We start from the raw sequence: 17,244 nt of genomic DNA on the forward strand, positions 1-17,244 counted from the left end.
AAGCGTCGAGGCTTTCTTTTATTCGGCCATATCAATTATGTCAGGATTTTTATCTTTATCATTACTACGTGCAGCATCGAAAAGTATGAATAACGCCGATAAAATGTGCATAATCATGCCGACAATTGGAATCCATCCGATAGCCGACGTTACAATTCCGAGAATATTACCGTGTGCATTTACTCCTGCCCTTTTCGAAAGTACTAATACTACGATATGAAAAATAAGCATAACCCATAATGGCGTCCATCCCAAGCCTAGTACAATACTTCCACCTAAAATAGGTATACCTAGAATTGCTTCGAATACGCCTGATACCCACTTTAACGTTTTTATTGTGCCTTTGTTCATTGTATAATTATCACCTTTCTATTTCACTGATCTTCCGACTTTTTATTAATCTTTTTTATTGTTCCTCTTACTATTACGTATTAATACCGTATAAGTTTCAAAATATTCCTTGCGATACCCGCTTTGTTGACTTTCATACCTGCGCTTATACAAGAAGGTCTCAACGTTAAATTCACCAACGTAGTCTATCCATCGTAATTCTCGTTAAGCCAGTCTGTAAAAAATCCCTTCAGCTTAGTGTAGTTCTCGTAATCCCTAGGCTCGTTTACCGGCTATTTCTAAGCCTAGCTCCTGATCGAGCGTAAGTTACAGGTATACACATTTACAGACATCAGCTTCGATACTCTCTTTCGTCTATTTATGGCCAAAACAAAAAAGACCTCCCTAACGATGTATTTTTCACCATCCACTAGAAAGGTCGTTATTAACAAATAGCACTGCTTTTGTACCGGAGGATACCCGTTTATACACGGCTTAACCGATACAACCTGCAATTCTTCGCATCAGTTACCGTATAGGTTAACGGTTAACAGTTCGGAGCAGAAAAATTCCTTAACACTCTTCAGGAGTACCTGTTTTAGTAGCAGTTCTAAAAGATGATCCACAACCACAATTAGCGATTGCATTGGGATTATCTATAGTAAAGCCACCGCCCATCATTGACTTTTTATAATCAATTTTCGTTCCATTTAAAATTGGTGCATCTTCTTTTTTAATAAGAACCGTTAGGCCATGTTGTGTTAAAACATCGTCATCATCACTGATTTCGTGTTCAAAACCCATTCCATATGAGAGCCCGCTACAGCCTCCACCTTTTACACCTACACGAAGATACGCACTTTCTTCTTCGTTTTCTACCATCATATCTTTTATTTGATAAGCTGCCGCTTCTGTAATTTCTACTACTTCATTCATCTGTAAACCTCCTTCAACAGTATGAAATCATCTTATTCACTAGCACTAGTATACATCTTTGTCATCATTCACTCAAACATAACAGACTGATAACGTTATTTTAAATAGTACGTGCCTGTAGAGATAACTTCAGCAGGACCCGTCATTAAAACTGTACCACCAGCCGTCCAATTTATTAACAAATCACCGCCTGCCAAGTGGACAGTCGTCTCTTTTCCAATAGGTGTTAACTTATTTAACACTGAAGAAACAACAGCAGCACAAGCCCCAGTTCCACAAGCCTGTGTTATGCCAGAACCTCTTTCCCATACTCTAAAATGCATCTCATTTTCCGAGACAACTTGAACAAATTCGACATTGATTCCTTCAGGAAATCTTGGATCTTTCTCAACAATTGGACCTAATGTTGTTAGTGGTGCTTGAGTTATATCATCCACATAGAAAACAATATGTGGATTCCCCATTGATACAGTTGTCACACCAAATACTTTTCCGTCAAATTCCATCTCTTCGCAAATAGTCTGACTGTTTGGTTCACCAGCCATTGGAATTTCTGATTTCAAAAGTCTAGGTGCCCCCATATCAACCGTAACTAAGTTTACTTCACCTTTTTCGAGCTGTACCTTAGCTTCAACCAGTCCTGAAAGTGTTTCAATTTTAAACTCTGTACCTGTTACTAAATTATGCTCAACAGCATATTTGGCAACACATCGTAATCCATTTCCACAGTTTTTACCTTCTGATCCATCATTATTAAAGATTCTCATTTTCACTTCGGCTCTCTCTGATGGACATATTAAAATTAAGCCATCTGAGCCAATCCCTGTATGAACATTTGAAACTTGTCGAGCAATTTCAGGTAATTCCTGTTCTTCAAGATGTTCCTCAAATAGATTAACATAAATATAATTGTTACCTAATCCGTGCATTTTTGTAAATTGAAAAGAATTCATTAGACCCTCCAAAAAACTTACTATTTATTTTATTAATCGCATTGTATGATTAAGCGATACGAGTTTGATCCATTAAATTTAAGTAAAGATGCAAATAATCGTCATTACAATAACTGCCTTTTATTTAGTATAAATTGTTAGAAAAGCGAGCACAATAAAAACATCCCCTGTTTTTAAAAAGAAGAGCTTCCTTATTTAATCGGAAGCTTTTTCTTTTTTTAGTAGATTTTTATATAAGTAGTCCTTTTAACTCATTAATTTGGTATACTTCACATATAGAATACGCCTTTAGACTCAATATAAAGGAGGGTATACCATGATTAAAGAACTAGATTTTTTATACGAAAAAGTAGTCACTTGTAATGTATGTCTTAAAAAGTATACGACAAGGAAAGTTTTATCAAAATACATTAGAGTAAATAAGCATGATTCTGACTTCTGTTCTTACTATGCTTCAACAAAGAAAAATCCATTATTATACTATGTTCAAGTATGTCCTAATTGCGGCTATTCTTCTTCTGAGGAGTTTTCATCCTTTTTCCCACCTACTACGTTAAACACGATTAAAGAGAAAATATCCTCAAATTGGAATGGTGATGATTATTGTAAGGAACGTACACTAGATCAGGCTATAAATTCATATAAATTAGCTATCTATTGCGCGTCAATTAAAAAGGAAAAACATATTGCATTAGCTGGAGTTTATTTGCGCTTAGCTTGGATATATCGAACAGAAAAAATAAATGTAGTTGAGGAAAATCGTTTTACACGGTTAGCCCTAAATGAATATATCAACTCCTATATGAATGGAGATTTTTCAGATACACATTTAACTGAAATAAAACTCATTTATATTATTGGAGATTTAAGCAAAAGAACTGGATCGATTGCGCAAGCAACAAAGTACTTCTCACGTGTCATTGAAATGCAAAGGGAAACTACTGAAAAAGGGATTGTTGAAATGGCTAAAAACCGTTGGGCTGAGATGAGAGAAAAGAAACTAGGATAATTTCCGTTTTACCTGAGTGTTTTTATGAGTCGACAACAGCCTAAATAAGGCTGTTGTCGAAAACATAATTAACTACGATAAAATTTGCTCTATTAAAACATTGGGTTTTCCTCTAAAAATGTATATATATTTTCAACTAGTTCGTTAGGGGTGTTCCCTGTAACGACCTCTCCATTCACTAATGCATATAGAGATTGACTACACTTTCCACAATACCCTAAACAACCGTATTCAATTATATCTAAATTTGGATCCTTCTCTAGCTGTTCTAAGGCTGCTTGGGCTCCATTGGCTAAATTACTTATACAAAACTCAATAATAGGCTTCATTGTTCACACCTCTCCATGTACCTTAAAGAAAATTGTAAAATTCTATTATACAACATTAATAATAGAAATACTTTTCATACTAGAATATACTGATTTTAGATGAAAACGTAGAGAACTACAAATATCTAAACTTAAGGAATCTTAATTATGAAAAAAGCAATCGCTCAAGCTAGACAGTAAACGAAGTACATTACAGATAAATTCTGTTTCTACAAGGCCCTCTTTTCTAAAAGTTTGTTGCTAAGTACGGAAAACAACAAACTTGGCGAAAACAACCTTACAAAAAAGATATTAGATATTATTTTATTATATCTCCCTCTCATGCACTATAATAAAATAATATCCAATTGAGCAGATCCTGGTTGATAAAATTAGTAATAATCAAGAAAAGACCGATAATGTGTTGTGAATTTGTCACAAATTCGTTATACTTTTTATGGTATTTTATATTTTACAATGCTAAAATATTGACTTTTTAATGTAGCTTATAAAAACAAAACGTGGGGAAAAAGGGGTATCGAAAATGAAGAACCTAGTGATCCTTGGCGGTGGATATGGCGGTATGCGTATTCTCCTTAGACTATTACCAAATCATATACCTGATGATGTTCAAATTACTTTAATTGATAAAAATCCTTATCACTGTCTTAAAACAGAATATTACGCACTTGCAGCTGGTACAATATCAGATCACCATATACGTGTATCGTTTCCAGAGCATCCACGTCTCCAATTGAAATTCGGTAAAATTAATTCTATTAATCTCGATAATAAAGAAGTCCTGTTAGAAGGAGAAGAAACCATTCCTTATGACGATTTAATTATTGGATTAGGTTGTGAAGACAAGTACCACAATGTACCTGGTGCTAATCAATTTACATCTAGTATCCAATCGATCGACCAATGTCGTGAAACCTATCAGAGGTTAAATAATTTAAACTCTGGTGCTACTGTTGCGATCGTCGGTGCTGGATTGAGTGGTGTAGAGCTTGCTAGCGAGCTTAGAGAAAGCCGAAAAGATTTGACTATTAAGTTATATGACCGAGGCAAACATATCTTATCTAGCTTTCCAGAACGCTTAAGTAGTTATGTAGAAAAATGGTTTAGTGAGCATGGTGTTGAAATAATCAATGGTGCTAATATTACGAAAGTTGAACCACATATCATTTACAATCATGACCTACCATTTGAGTGTGATACCATTGTTTGGACAGCTGGTATTCAACCGAATAAAGTTGTCCGCGATCTTCCAGTTGAAAAGGATAATCAAGGAAGAGTTGTATTAACGATCCAACATTCTATCCCAACATACGAGGATGTATTTGTTGTTGGTGATTGTGCGAGTCTGCCTCATGCTCCAAGTGCACAGTTAGCAGAAGCGCAAGCAGAACAAATTGTCCAAGTTCTTCTTAAAAAGTGGAAAGGCGAACCTCTCCCAGAATCCTTCCCTCCCTTTAAACTAAAAGGAGTTCTAGGATCCTTAGGAAAAAAACAAGGCTTCGGTTTAGTGAACGATCGACCACTCATGGGCCGTGTACCACGTATGTTAAAGTCTGGCGTCTTATGGATGTACAAGTACCATAATGGATAACAAGCAGTCATTTGGTGCTTAATACCCTCGTAGACCTTCGACCATTGAGATGCGTTATTGACTTTAATCATAAAATAGAAAACAATGGGCTGATACCAAAATATACGGTGTCAGCTTTTTTGTATGATTAGGCTCTTTTCTAAAAGTTTGTTGCTCTAGTATGAATAAAAATCGGCTTTTGGATTTTTATGATCTAAATTGAAGCGATCTCCAGTGGGATATCAGAGTCATTTAACGAAAATAGCACGAAGCTAGGCTGAATAAGTAAATATTTACATATTCAGAAAAACAACAATCTTTGCTAAGACAGCCTATGATAGCCTCACACTTACATATCTGTGACTTGGTCATCTTAGTTAGAAGTACCATTTTTAAAAGGTTGAAAATATGCTAAAATAAGATGTAGGTATAGACAAAGATTTTCGTTTTCAATCTTTCGATTAGATTTTTTAATTCATTTCAAATATAATGTAGAATAAGGAAAGGAGTCGATTTGAATGACTGAAACAGTATTAATAGATCAAGTTCAAGAAGTATTAGATAAACTTCGTCCATTCTTACTTCGTGATGGAGGAGACTGTGAATTAGTTGATATAGAGGATGGGATTGTTAAACTTCGCCTTTTAGGTGCTTGCGGTAGCTGCCCTAGCTCAACAATTACTTTAAAAGCTGGTATTGAGCGCGCGCTTTTGGAAGAAGTTCCTGGAATTGTTGAAGTAGAACAAGTATTTTAATTTAGCAACCTCTACATTACAGTAGTGATTTCTGGCACTAATTGTTCTGATTTCATCATGTAAACTTATTATTTTCAACGCTAAAAGGACTAACAAAAATTGTCAGTCCTTTTTTGCGTATGATTATATTCTTTCTACTTTACACCCAACAAAATCAACCTCTAAAAGCTCCACATCACAATCTAAAAACTGACTTGCTAGTTTTTCAGCTAAATAGTCACCTTTTCCTTTTTCAATAAAAGTGATGACTGTAGGGCCGGCACCACTTAACGCTGAACCGTATGCACCAAGATCCTTTATCTTTTCTTGAACTGCATTGATTTCAGGAATTAGTTTACTTCTATAAGGTTGATGCAATAGATCTTGGCCCATCATTTGACCTGCCAATTCCCAATTGTTTGTTAGCAGGGCTGCCACCAACATATTACTTATTGCACTCGCCTCTACGGATGTTTTGTAATCAAGTGATTCTGGTAAAACATTTCTTGCATCACTTGTAAACACCTCATACTTTGGGATAACAACAACAACATCTACTTCTATGTTCTTCACACAAATGATTCCAGTTTGATCCTTTTGATGGAGGCCAACAACTAGGCCACCAAAAAGGGAGGCACCTACATTATCAGGATGACCTTCCTCAAGGCTTGCAAACCTTAACTTCTCATCGTCTGTTAATTGCAGATCACAGAGCTGGTTAGCTAGCTCTATACCAGCAATAATCGCTGCTGCACTACTTCCAATCCCTCTTGCCATTGGGATATCGCTCCATACCTTAATTTCACAAGCTGGTAGCTGTTTATTTTGTTTAGCAGCAACAGCGATAGCAACCTTAGCAATTAAGTTATCCTCATTCGTTGGGGTATCCATAACATGTTGCGTCATTGGTATAAAACAAAGCTGTTCTGATCGTTTTATTTCAAGCGTTAGGTATTTACCGAGAGCTAGTCCAACTGAATCAAATCCCGGACCTAAATTTGCCGTGCTACCCGGAACTGTAATCTTTAACATGTCGCTTTCTTTCATTGAACTGTTACTCCGTTTAATTGTTGTAAGAAAACATCCTCATCGTTTGGAAGAACCATAGGTTTAATCGCAGATACATCAATTGCAGTATTTGGATCCTTTAAGCCATTACCTGTTAATACAGCAACAACCTTGCTTCCTTCTTTAATAAGTCCTGCTTTACGGTGCTTAATTAATCCAGCAATCGATGCACATGAACCAGGTTCTGCAAAAACTCCTTCTTCGCGAGCAATTAATTGATATGCTTCAAGGATTTCTTCATCTGTTACAGAATCAATTTTTCCACCTGATTCTTCCTTCGCTTTTACAGCTGACTCCCAGCTGGCTGGATTCCCAATACGAATCGCTGTAGCAACAGTCTCAGGATTCTCAATCGGCTCACCACGAACGATTGCAGCAGCTCCATCAGCTTCGAAGCCGTGGATCTTTGGTAACCCTGTTTGTTTCTTTTCATTATACTCTTTGAAACCTTTCCAATATGCAGTGATATTTCCAGCATTACCGACAGGGATAACAAGATAGTCTGGAGCGCTACCAAGCTGCTCACACACTTCAAATGCAGCTGTTTTTTGCCCTTCGATTCGGTATGGATTAACTGAGTTTACTAATGTGATAGGTAGCTTTTTACTAATGCTACGTACCATTGTTAACGCATGATCAAAATTACCTTGAATCGCATAAATTTCAGCACCATACATGACAGCTTGAGCTAACTTACCGAAAGCAATTTTCCCATCTGGAATCAAAACAATACATTTCATATTTGCTCTAGCAGCATACGCAGCAGCTGCTGCTGAAGTATTACCAGTTGAGGCACAGATCACTGTATCACTGCCCTCTTCTTTCGCTTTTGCAACTGCCATTACCATTCCACGGTCTTTAAATGAACCAGTAGGATTCGTTCCTTCTGTTTTTACATATAATTCAACCCCTAGCTTTTCAGAAAGCTTTGGTAAATGGATAAGAGGCGTATTCCCCTCTTGAAGTGTTAATCTAGGTGTTTTATCTGTTACTGGTAGAAACTCTGCAAATTCTTGAATAAGGCCATTCCACATCATATTGAACCGTTCCCTTCTACTCGATACGTACTTTTCACTTCATCTACTACTTCTAAGTCATTCAATTGTTGTAAGATTTCTACAAAATCACTTTGTGCTGCTTTATGTGTAACAATGACAATTTCAGCAAGGTTACTATTTTTAATAGGTAGTTGCAATATTTTTTCGAAGCTTACTCCTCGTTCTGAGAAAAGCGATGTAATATCTGAAAATGCTCCTACTTGATCTTTTGCGGTAATTCTTAGGAAATGTTGTGCGTAAATGTGCTCGGGGCTCTTCAACTGCTTTTCAAATTGAGGAGCAACTGCACTACGACCATTCACATCAAGTCTCATATTTTTCATAACCGCCACTAAGTCAGAGACAATCGACGTTGCTGTAGGAAGACTACCAGCACCAGGACCATAGAACATTGTTTCGCCTACTGCTTCACCATATACATAAACAGCATTATATTCATCATTCACAGCCGCTAAAGGATGTGATTCAGGCAATAATGTTGGTTCCACAGCGACCTCAATTTTCCCATTTTCTCGTTGAGCGATCCCAATTAGTTTCATTGTATAGCCAAGGCGTTTACTATAGCTAATATCGTCATCTGTTACATTGGAAATCCCTTGTACCTTAACATCATCTAAATCAACATGCATCGAAAAGCCTAAACGAGCAAGAATCGCCATTTTTCTGGCAGCATCTAATCCTTCAACATCTGAAGTTGGATCCGCTTCTGCGTATCCTAGATCCTGTGCTTCTTTTAAAACATCGTCGTAGGCACTTCCTAACTTCGACATTTTTGTTAAAATAAAGTTTGTTGTACCGTTTACGATTCCCATCATTTTAGTGATGCGATCAGAAGCTAGACCATCAGCTAAGCTTCGTAAAATCGGAATTCCCCCCGCTACACTTGCCTCATAAAAGAGATCACAACCATTTTTTGTCGCAATGGAGAGCAACTCAGTACCATAAACAGCCATTAAATCCTTATTTGCTGTAACGACATGTTTTTTAGCTTGGAGTGCTTCAATTAAATGTTGACGAGTCTCCTCTACTCCACCCATTACTTCAATTACTACATCTATATCTGGATTATTAATAACATCTTTAACGTTTGTCGTAAGAACATCTTTTTCCATGTCAACTTGACGTTCTTTATTGATATTTTTCACAAGCACCTTTTTAACTTTTACAGGACAGCCAACTTGGTGCATTAACTTATCTTGATGATCTTCAATAATCTTAACAACACCACTACCGACTGTTCCAAGACCTAAAAGACCTACATGAATTGCTTCCACAAGTTCCACTCCTTTATGTTCATCTAGAAAATACATCTGTATCCTCGTAAGAGACATTTATAATATACATGTCATTATAAATTGCTTAGAAAACTTTTACAAGGGTGAATTTTCAGTTTTCTTGAATAAAAACGCTTTCTATGCGAAAAACAAACTTATTTATATAAACGCTGTATTTGTAACTGGGTTTTTAAACAAATTAAAAACTAATATGTAATTTTTTCTTTCAGTGTTTTTATTGATTATCACTTTGCTTACTTTACTCTTACTCTTGTTTTTGGGGGGCTCCCTTTTAATACAGCTCCAATGTTTTCAGCACAGAGGTTCATCATTGTATACCTAGTCTCGTAGCTTGCACTTCCGATATGGGGTAAAGCAACGACATTATCTAGCGCTACTAAAGGGTGTGACGCTTCAATTGGTTCTTGTAAAAAGACATCAAGTCCCGCACCCGCAATTTGTTTGTCACACAATGCTTCGTAAAGATCCTGCTCATTAACAACAGCACCACGACTTGCATTAATAAAAATAGCGGTCTTTTTCATTTTTTCAAATGAATCCTTATTAAATAACTCACGAGTTTCTTCTGTTAAAGGGGTCAAGCAAACGACAAAGTCCGATTCTGTCAATAATTCATCTAATGAAGAATATCTTGCACCCAGTATCTCTTCTGCATCCTTATTTTTGGAACGATTATGATAAAGAATGTTCATCTCAAAGCCTGTTGCTCGTTTTGCGACAGCTTGTCCAATTTTCCCCATTCCAACTATTCCAATTGTTTTATGATGAACATCATAACCTGCTAACAGTAAGGGACCCCAGCTTTTCCATTGATCATTTTTCACATAGTCTGCTGCCTCTAAAAGGCGACGTGCAGTAGAGAGTAATAATCCAAACGTTAAATCAGCTGTAGTGTCTGTTAATACATCCGGTGTATTGCAGATAATAATGCCTTTTTGATCGGCATACTGAAGATCAATGTTATCGTAACCAACCGCAAGATTTGCTACCACCTTTAATTGTTTCGCTTCATCTAATAATTGTTTATCAATCGTATCAGAAAGCATTGTTAGTAACCCGTCAGCAGTTCTCGCCTTCTCTAGCAACAACTCTCTAGGACAAGGTATTTCTTCTTCATGCCACATTTCCACGTCTGCGATATCAAATAGCGGTTGAAGCTGTTGTTCAGTACACTTTCTTGTCACAAAAACAGATGGTCTTGTCAATCAAATCACCCCGATTTTTAGTTTTGGCCGATATCTTATTTTATCATAAGCGCAATATGATGTTCGCAAAAATGTAACTGATTCGTATTTTTTCAGTAGCAATTTCCGTAGGATATATTGTTTTTCCCCTACGGATTAAAGACTCTAAATGACAACGAATCAGTCACATATTTTTTTGAAGAAAAATTTATGATAACCACTCCACGGATGGCAGCATGATTTTCCTGGTTTTCATTGACAGCATATTTGAAAAGTTGGATAGGAAAGCTTCATATTGTCTAGACGTTTTTAGGAGGTGTTCCATCCGTTCTTCATAATAATGTTTGTCATCCTCTGGTGTTAAATAATAATTTTCAACACATTCGAAATAATGGATAGGAAATAATAATCTACTGTAGATCAGTCTCCACGAAAACGCCGAAAGCGGTGTTGTACGGTCATATTCATCTAAGAAACTGAACCCATTTAATTTTAATTCTTCTTGTTCATCAAAAAATAAATGTCTCATATATTCTGCTATATCTCTACTTCCGTGGTCAAAAACCCATTCTGTTGGTAATTTGACAGACATCTCAGATTTCCATGTAGATGAATTGAATCGATGATGACAAATGGTACCTGAATCAATGAGTTGTGGCTCTTCATCAAGTTCAGTATCAACTAAGTATTGGATAGCGTTCTCTGCAATCCCTAAATAATATGGAAATGACTCGGCAAACAGCTTTTCAAATTGATTTAATGGCTGATTATGCACCCTACCTTGCCAAAATGATTCTAGCTGATCGAGGCGTTTTTCCCAAAGGAATCTCCATTGACCTATTCGTAGTGTTTTTGTCACTTGATACGGGTAAGATCTTGCTTTTTGATGGAAGCGAGCTAATTCCTTTCCTATTTGGTTAAACCGTCCTGTCGTACTTGAAGAACATTTAGTAATCACAAATCGTGTTTCATCCTTCTCGAAAAATAGTTGATTTTTCTTAGTAAGAATAAAGTTAGCTACATACTGTTCTTTTTTTTCAATCATAAATTGACCTAACTGATACAATTCATATAGTTCGTCTTCATCTATGTGGGAAACAGGTACAATTAAAAAGTGAGTCTGATGCACTCGAAACGAATCATATTGACCCCATTTTGTCATGTCTTGAACCTTAATACCGTACTCCTCAAAAATAATTTTTTTCACAATAATCCCCTCCTGCGTAGATACCTTATACTATCGTAGTCAAAATTCTAAAAGTTTATGATTAATTTGATGCAGGGAGTATTGAAGTTATGTAGAAGAATATAGGGATAGTCAACCGTTGCGCAAAAGTCGCAAAAGGAACAAGGTTTGAATAGAACTATAATAAGGAGATATCTAACCCTATCTATGAATAGAAGGTCTGAAGTCTTCATAGACTAAAAAAATGCGCAAAACAAAAAGAATTGGGTGAATGTGATGAAAAGTCAGGAAAAAATGGATTTAGTTGAAAAAACAGCTAGAGATTGGATGATTAAACGTGGAGTAAAACTAGAGGACATTGCTGATCTCGTATACTTTTTACAAGAAAAGTACCACCCAGATTTGTCGATGGATGAATGTTTGGAAAATGTTGATCGCGTTCTTACAAAAAGAGAAGTGCAAAACGCCGTACTAACAGGGATCCAATTTGATATATTAGCTGAAAAGGGACAACTGGAAGAGCCTTTACAGGAGATTATTACAACAGATGAAAGTTTATATGGAGTAGACGAGATACTTGCTTTTTCAATCGTAAATATCTATGGTTCCATCGGTTTCACAAATTATGGGTACATTGATAAACTTAAACCAGGTATCCTTCAATACCTAAATGATAAGTCAACTGGAAAATGTCATACATTTCTAGATGATATTGTTGGAGCAATAGCAGCAGCGGCTTCCAGTAGACTTGCACACCGAGCTAGGGATGTTGAGTAAACAACTTCTATAATATAATAAGACGAGCCTCCTTACGGAAGATTTACATTCCTAGGAGGCTTATTTTCGTTATCTTTTGATTTAATGTCCAAAAATAAATAACTAGAACGATTTGAGATTACTCAAATGCGACCTTCAGATAATCCTCTAATGAATCCACTGTATAAGTTGGTTGAACAGAAAACTGTTGCAGCTGTTCTTTTGATGTCACACCCGTATGTACTAGCAACGTATCTAAACCACAATTAAACCCAGCCTTTATATCAGTATCATAATTATCTCCAACCATCAATGTCTCATTTTTATCTGTACCTATTACTTGTAAAGCCTGTTCGACAATGATTCCTTCTGGTTTGCCAATAAAAATCGGTGCCGTATTAGTAGAGACTGAAACAACTGAAGTAAGTGCACCATTACCAGGTAATAATCCTCGTTCTGTAGGAATGGCTATGTCAGCATTTGTCGAAATAAATGTCGCACCATTTCTAACAGCAATACATGCCTTTGCAAGTTTTTCATATGATATATCACGATCAATTCCTGTCACAACATAATCCGGATTTTCGTCTACAAGCTGCAAACCTCTATCAACTAACGCTTTCCTTAACCCTTCTTCTCCAATTACATAAACACTCGCATTATTATTTATCTCCCATATGTAATTGGCAGTAGCTTGACTTGTCGTAAACACACTTTCTTTTGTTGCTTGAATAGAAAATTCAGTTAACTTGTCTGCAACCTTCTCAGGGGTCTGTGATGAGTTATTTGTCACAAATAAATAGGGAATGTTATTGTCTACTAAAGTGGCAACGAATTTACTAGCCGCTTCAATTTGCTCAGTTCCTTTGTACATCGTACCGTCTAAATCGATTAAATAACCCTTATACTTTTTTATCATTTTTACAACTACCTTTCATTTCGCCATTTACAGTCATATTTAATTAATAGGTATCGATTAAAAAAAGGATGATCTCGTGGTCACCCTAATTTTTTACCTTTGGACAAATATTTATTACAACGGCTTAAATGCTGTCACTGGTCCAAGTTCTTGTTTTATGTATGCTCGAACATTTGTTGTAAACTGCTGAAGGTTATTTCTCTGAGTAGTAAAGGTAGCAATCAATTGATCATAGTTTACATCAAGGTAATCTTGAACAAGTTCTTTTCTATGCCAGATGACATCTTTTAAACCGGAAGCCTCTTGCATATTAATTACTTTTTCATCTAATAAAATATCAATAATATCCTCATAGCTTCCTGGATCACGCATGATAAATCCATCGATCATCGCATTACCAACATCGATAATAACTTCAATACTTACGTGACAAATTCTCTCTAGAGCTAATTTTTCAAGATCACTAGACCAACTTGTCTGGCTAATTAAGAGCTTTAACTGCTTCTCAAGAAACTTTAGGTTTGCTTCAATTTTTTCACGGTCAATAAAATACACTATTGCCACATCCAATCTTTGAGGAGAGCGTTAGCAATACTATAAAGCAACGCGTGCCTTCTCTAATGTACCTGGTTTTGCATAAAAGTAGCCTTGAGCAAAGTCTACTTGGTTCCTTAATAACACTTCTGCTTCTTCCTTCTTCTCAATTCCTTCTGCTACAACAAGTGATCCCGTTTCTTTGGCTATTAGAATTAATCCCTTTAGCATTGATTCCTTTACACTATTGGTATCAATGTCTTGTATCACTGAGCGATCAATTTTAATAATATCTGGTAGAAGTTCACTTATTGTATGAAGACTAGAATAACCTGCTCCAGTATCATCAACAGCTATCCTAAATCCCATTTTGCGTAATTGCTTTATATTGTCATGAAAAAGTGTAAGACCTTCTATTGAATCTCGTTCTGTTACCTCAAAGATTAATTTACTAGGTTCCATATTAGAAAATCGCTTCAACAGTTTTTCAAGTCCAGGGATAAACCGTTTATTTCCTAGTGTAATCGGGGTAAAATTTAAAAAGATATCATCAATACATCCAACGCGATCTATCATTTGAAACGATTTTTCTAACACTAATAATTCTAAGTCATAAATTAAATTTGATTGTCTTGCAAGGGAAAATAATTGAAGTGGGTTTTCTAATGTTGTGCCTTTTGGACCTCTTGTTAAAAATTCCCATGCTTTAATTTCATTATTCGATAAGTCAATAATCGGCTGTGCTAATATAGAAATTTCCCGTTTTTGAATAATATGGCGGATCTCTAATAATGTTTCTATATAGCGTGATTGTATACGTTTTTCTGCCATAGCAATCGCTTGCTGTTGAGCTGTATATAAAGCGTCCTGTATTGTAGCGTTTTGTTTTTCGATGAACATATAGCCAATATCGAATGAATGATGAAAATATGAATATTTACGATAGATTTTTCTTTCAAGCTTAGGCATGATCGTTTTCAGCATATTCTCTATATGAATAACACTTTGTTTTTCATCATTTATTTTCAGGAAGATTGTCAAACCATCACTATAATAGTCATGAGCCACAAGTAGTTCATCTTTATATGGGGACTCTTCAAAAACCTTTTGAAATCCCTCTTTAAGAGTACTTTTATATTCCATTATTTGATTCGGTTCAAGTTGCTCAGAAAACTCACGTAGATTTGAAACAGAGATCACTACTACTGCCACTTGATATCCACTTGACATAGCATGATATACACCCTCTAAAACAGGGTCTCTAAGTACAAATTTTGGCGGGTAATACTTTAACTTCTTATGTGGTAAAAAAAGTTTATTCCACTTTTTTATTCTTCTATATTGCTTTTCGCAAAGCCCCATTTTCATAAGTACTCAACCCTTCTGGCAATCCCCTATTCATAACTATTATATTAACACATTTAGTGTATTTTCGACTTATTTCTTGGAAATTTTTATTTAATTTAGGGGTAATTGGAGTTACCTTTCTGAATGACTGAATAATATTCTCTTGAAGGAAAAATAGTGCGATGACAAACGTTCTATTTGATATGATGGACTTAGGAAAAATCCAAGTCTTTGATTTGGAACATTTTTGCGAATATTGATAAATATATAGGAAATACTGTTCGCAACTTCCTATACACCTAAGTTGTATAGCACCTAAAGCGAAGTAGTTTCCATAAAAGGAGATAAAAAAATGACTGAACGATTTTACTTATATGATGAAACGGATGATACGAAAACGAGATTTGTAAGTTTCATGGGGGAAAATCAACGCTTTGACTTAGCCATTATTCAAAGTGATCGATACTATGGAAAACAGATTGTCCTTGATATCCAAAGTAATCGATTTGCTATTATTGGCGAAGATGACTTAAAAGAACCAGGTTATCTAGAATACGCCTACAAACTTAATAACGAGGATGCAGAGGAACTTCGTGACTTTCTATTTGAACTTTCTTAATAAACAAAAGCGAAAGACCCATTCAAAAAAATAAAACGTGATGCTTCCACGTTTTATTTTTTTATTTTTTTCAAAACAAAATATGCACAACCAAAATTACAATACTCAAATATATAGTCATCTAACGTACTGATTTTTGTATCATATGAAGCCTTCTGATTTTGATCATCAAAAAAACCACGTAGCCTTAATTGACTATAACCCCAGTCTCCTACAATAAAATCATATTTATTCAAAATATCACTGTATCGTTCTTTGAATGCTTCTTCGTTAAATCCACTTTTCTCTTCCTTTATTAATTCAAAAGATTGGTTTTGAACACTTATCATATTGTTTTCACCTCATTCGGTCCTTATTCTAATCATAATCTAATCAGCCACAACCATCAATTACTAAGAAGTATTCTCCTATAATTGGTCATCCTAAGCAAGAGGAGGTGCTACTATTGATAAAGGCAAAATTAGCAGCAATTAGTTTTATCGGTTTTTCTTTATTATCTGCATGTCAGCAAGGTGCAAACGAGGATACCTCTTTCTTACATGAAAGTGGTAATACAATAAATGTACAGGATCATAATGAACTTTACAATGAAGAAGGACATAGAAACCCAAATAATGATAAATCAGCTAACTTTGGCTATGTTCGTCATCAAAAGAATGGCAACACTCAAAACGTTAACTACACACGTACACCTGGCTTAGATAGAGAGCAAGCAGCGAACACGATCAGCAGCTTAATTGTCCAACTTCCTAATGTTAATGATGTTGCTACATTAGTAACTGATGAAGAAGTCTTAGTCGCCTATGAAACAGATTCGGATAATCGCTCGGAAACGGCAGACCAAGTTAAGAAAACTGCTTTATCAGCAATTCCAAGATATTATCACGCTTATGTTTCTGATAAAGAGGGGATGATTCAACAAATTGAGGCATACAGTCCTCTTGATTCTAACAGTAGAGATATAGATCAAATAGTCAACAAAACGATTAAAGAAATGCTGAAATCACCACAGGGACGTAAACTTAATGATGGAGAAAATGCGAATGGTGAAGGCTATGGTGAAATGAACGAAGAGTTGGATGATGATATGAAAGATAATTATGAGAAGACTCGTTTTGAAAAATAGGAAATAGGAAAAAGCGAAATTCTTTTTCCAGACATCTAAAGCGGAAACTAGGAAAAAGTGGGCTTCTTTTTCCAGACTTCTAACGCGGGATCTAGGAAAAAGTGATCTCCTTTTTCCCTAAGACTAAAATATATCCAAAAGTGAAATCAGAAATAGCGGTTTTCTTTTTCCCTAAAACCAAAATAAATCAAACAGTGAAATCAATAAAAATGTCTTACTCTCAAAACCCGAACCAAACTAAAAAATGTGCACGTACTTCCTGGTAGGAGGTTATGTGCACATTTTTTACTT

The 17,244-nt window shown here is 35.7% G+C and carries 19 protein-coding genes; 6 read left to right on the forward strand and 13 right to left on the reverse strand.

Annotated features, from left to right (window positions below; all coding sequences use genetic code 11):
* Positions 1–18: 18 nt before the first annotated feature.
* The 3 genes from AC6CHR_RS17210 to dapF form a co-directional block, all read right to left on the reverse strand.
* On the reverse strand, positions 19–351 hold the full coding sequence (locus AC6CHR_RS17210) for a hypothetical protein (protein ID WP_498250238.1): 333 nt from the start codon (positions 349–351) through the stop codon (positions 19–21).
* A 552-nt stretch (positions 352–903) separates the two neighbouring features.
* Positions 904–1,266, reverse strand: coding sequence for a HesB/IscA family protein (locus AC6CHR_RS17215; RefSeq protein WP_498250239.1), 363 nt, complete (start codon positions 1,264–1,266; stop codon positions 904–906).
* Between the two features lie 95 nt (positions 1,267–1,361).
* Positions 1,362–2,219 carry a diaminopimelate epimerase gene (dapF, locus tag AC6CHR_RS17220; protein WP_498250240.1) on the reverse strand — a complete coding sequence of 286 codons (858 nt, stop codon included), beginning with the start codon at positions 2,217–2,219 and terminating at the stop codon, positions 1,362–1,364.
* 316 nt (positions 2,220–2,535) lie between these two features.
* Between dapF and AC6CHR_RS17225 the strand changes: the two genes are divergently transcribed.
* Positions 2,536–3,228: a DUF2225 domain-containing protein gene (locus AC6CHR_RS17225; protein WP_498250241.1), complete on the forward strand. Its 693-nt coding sequence runs from the start codon at positions 2,536–2,538 to the stop codon at positions 3,226–3,228.
* A gap of 92 nt (positions 3,229–3,320) precedes the next feature.
* Here the strand turns inward: AC6CHR_RS17225 and AC6CHR_RS17230 are convergent, their stop codons facing one another.
* Positions 3,321–3,557: a YuzB family protein gene (locus tag AC6CHR_RS17230; protein ID WP_498250242.1), complete on the reverse strand. Its 237-nt coding sequence runs from the start codon at positions 3,555–3,557 to the stop codon at positions 3,321–3,323.
* A 523-nt stretch (positions 3,558–4,080) separates the two neighbouring features.
* Here AC6CHR_RS17230 and AC6CHR_RS17235 point away from each other — a divergent pair.
* The gene (locus tag AC6CHR_RS17235) at positions 4,081–5,148 is read left to right on the forward strand and encodes an NAD(P)/FAD-dependent oxidoreductase (protein WP_498250243.1); all 1,068 of its coding nucleotides are present in this window, start codon (positions 4,081–4,083) and stop codon (positions 5,146–5,148) included.
* 497 nt (positions 5,149–5,645) lie between these two features.
* Complete coding sequence (locus tag AC6CHR_RS17240) at positions 5,646–5,882, forward strand: NifU family protein (protein WP_498250244.1); 237 nt, start codon at positions 5,646–5,648, stop codon at positions 5,880–5,882.
* A 123-nt stretch (positions 5,883–6,005) separates the two neighbouring features.
* Here AC6CHR_RS17240 and thrB read toward each other — a convergent pair whose 3' ends face one another.
* From thrB to yutH, 5 genes are all read right to left on the reverse strand, one after another.
* Positions 6,006–6,908: a homoserine kinase gene (gene thrB / locus AC6CHR_RS17245; protein WP_498250245.1), complete on the reverse strand. Its 903-nt coding sequence runs from the start codon at positions 6,906–6,908 to the stop codon at positions 6,006–6,008.
* Positions 6,905–7,963, reverse strand: coding sequence for a threonine synthase (gene thrC / locus AC6CHR_RS17250; RefSeq protein WP_498250389.1), 1,059 nt, complete (start codon positions 7,961–7,963; stop codon positions 6,905–6,907). The genes thrB and thrC overlap by 4 nt, the downstream gene beginning before the upstream one ends.
* Positions 7,963–9,261 (reverse strand): homoserine dehydrogenase, encoded by a 1,299-nt coding sequence (locus tag AC6CHR_RS17255; protein ID WP_498250246.1) that lies wholly within the window; start codon positions 9,259–9,261, stop codon positions 7,963–7,965. Before AC6CHR_RS17255 ends, thrC begins: the two co-directional genes overlap by 1 nt.
* A gap of 254 nt (positions 9,262–9,515) precedes the next feature.
* The gene (locus AC6CHR_RS17260; protein WP_498250247.1) at positions 9,516–10,487 is read right to left on the reverse strand and encodes a 2-hydroxyacid dehydrogenase; all 972 of its coding nucleotides are present in this window, start codon (positions 10,485–10,487) and stop codon (positions 9,516–9,518) included.
* Between the two features lie 187 nt (positions 10,488–10,674).
* On the reverse strand, positions 10,675–11,673 hold the full coding sequence (gene yutH / locus AC6CHR_RS17265) for a spore coat putative kinase YutH (RefSeq protein ID WP_498250248.1): 999 nt from the start codon (positions 11,671–11,673) through the stop codon (positions 10,675–10,677).
* Between the two features lie 255 nt (positions 11,674–11,928).
* Here yutH and AC6CHR_RS17270 point away from each other — a divergent pair, with 255 nt between their 5' ends.
* Positions 11,929–12,429, forward strand: a complete 501-nt coding sequence (locus tag AC6CHR_RS17270; protein WP_498250249.1) for a phosphatidylglycerophosphatase A family protein — start codon at positions 11,929–11,931, stop codon at positions 12,427–12,429.
* A gap of 118 nt (positions 12,430–12,547) precedes the next feature.
* Here AC6CHR_RS17270 and nucF read toward each other — a convergent pair whose 3' ends face one another.
* The 3 genes from nucF to AC6CHR_RS17285 all read right to left on the reverse strand — a co-directional run bounded on the left by nucF (position 12,548) and on the right by AC6CHR_RS17285 (position 15,229).
* On the reverse strand, positions 12,548–13,324 hold the full coding sequence (nucF, locus tag AC6CHR_RS17275; protein WP_498250390.1) for a 5' nucleotidase NucF: 777 nt from the start codon (positions 13,322–13,324) through the stop codon (positions 12,548–12,550).
* Positions 13,325–13,441: 117 nt separating this feature from the next.
* Entirely contained in the window at positions 13,442–13,882 is a 441-nt protein-coding gene (locus tag AC6CHR_RS17280; RefSeq protein WP_498250250.1) for a DUF86 domain-containing protein, read from the reverse strand.
* 39 nt (positions 13,883–13,921) lie between these two features.
* Positions 13,922–15,229 carry an EAL domain-containing protein gene (locus AC6CHR_RS17285; protein ID WP_498250251.1) on the reverse strand — a complete coding sequence of 436 codons (1,308 nt, stop codon included), beginning with the start codon at positions 15,227–15,229 and terminating at the stop codon, positions 13,922–13,924.
* Positions 15,230–15,560: 331 nt separating this feature from the next.
* On the opposite strand from AC6CHR_RS17285, the gene AC6CHR_RS17290 reads away from it, so the two are divergent.
* Entirely contained in the window at positions 15,561–15,827 is a 267-nt protein-coding gene (locus tag AC6CHR_RS17290; protein WP_498250252.1) for a DUF3055 domain-containing protein, read from the forward strand.
* A gap of 53 nt (positions 15,828–15,880) precedes the next feature.
* On the opposite strand, the gene AC6CHR_RS17295 is transcribed toward AC6CHR_RS17290, so the two are convergent.
* Positions 15,881–16,156, reverse strand: a complete 276-nt coding sequence (locus AC6CHR_RS17295; protein ID WP_498250253.1) for a YutD family protein — start codon at positions 16,154–16,156, stop codon at positions 15,881–15,883.
* A gap of 119 nt (positions 16,157–16,275) precedes the next feature.
* Between AC6CHR_RS17295 and AC6CHR_RS17300 the strand changes: the two genes are divergently transcribed.
* Positions 16,276–16,953 carry a YhcN/YlaJ family sporulation lipoprotein gene (locus tag AC6CHR_RS17300; RefSeq protein ID WP_498250391.1) on the forward strand — a complete coding sequence of 226 codons (678 nt, stop codon included), beginning with the start codon at positions 16,276–16,278 and terminating at the stop codon, positions 16,951–16,953.
* The last annotated feature ends 291 nt before the right edge of the window (positions 16,954–17,244 follow it).

It is taken from the genome of Metabacillus sp. GQ13 (genome assembly GCF_059758525.1).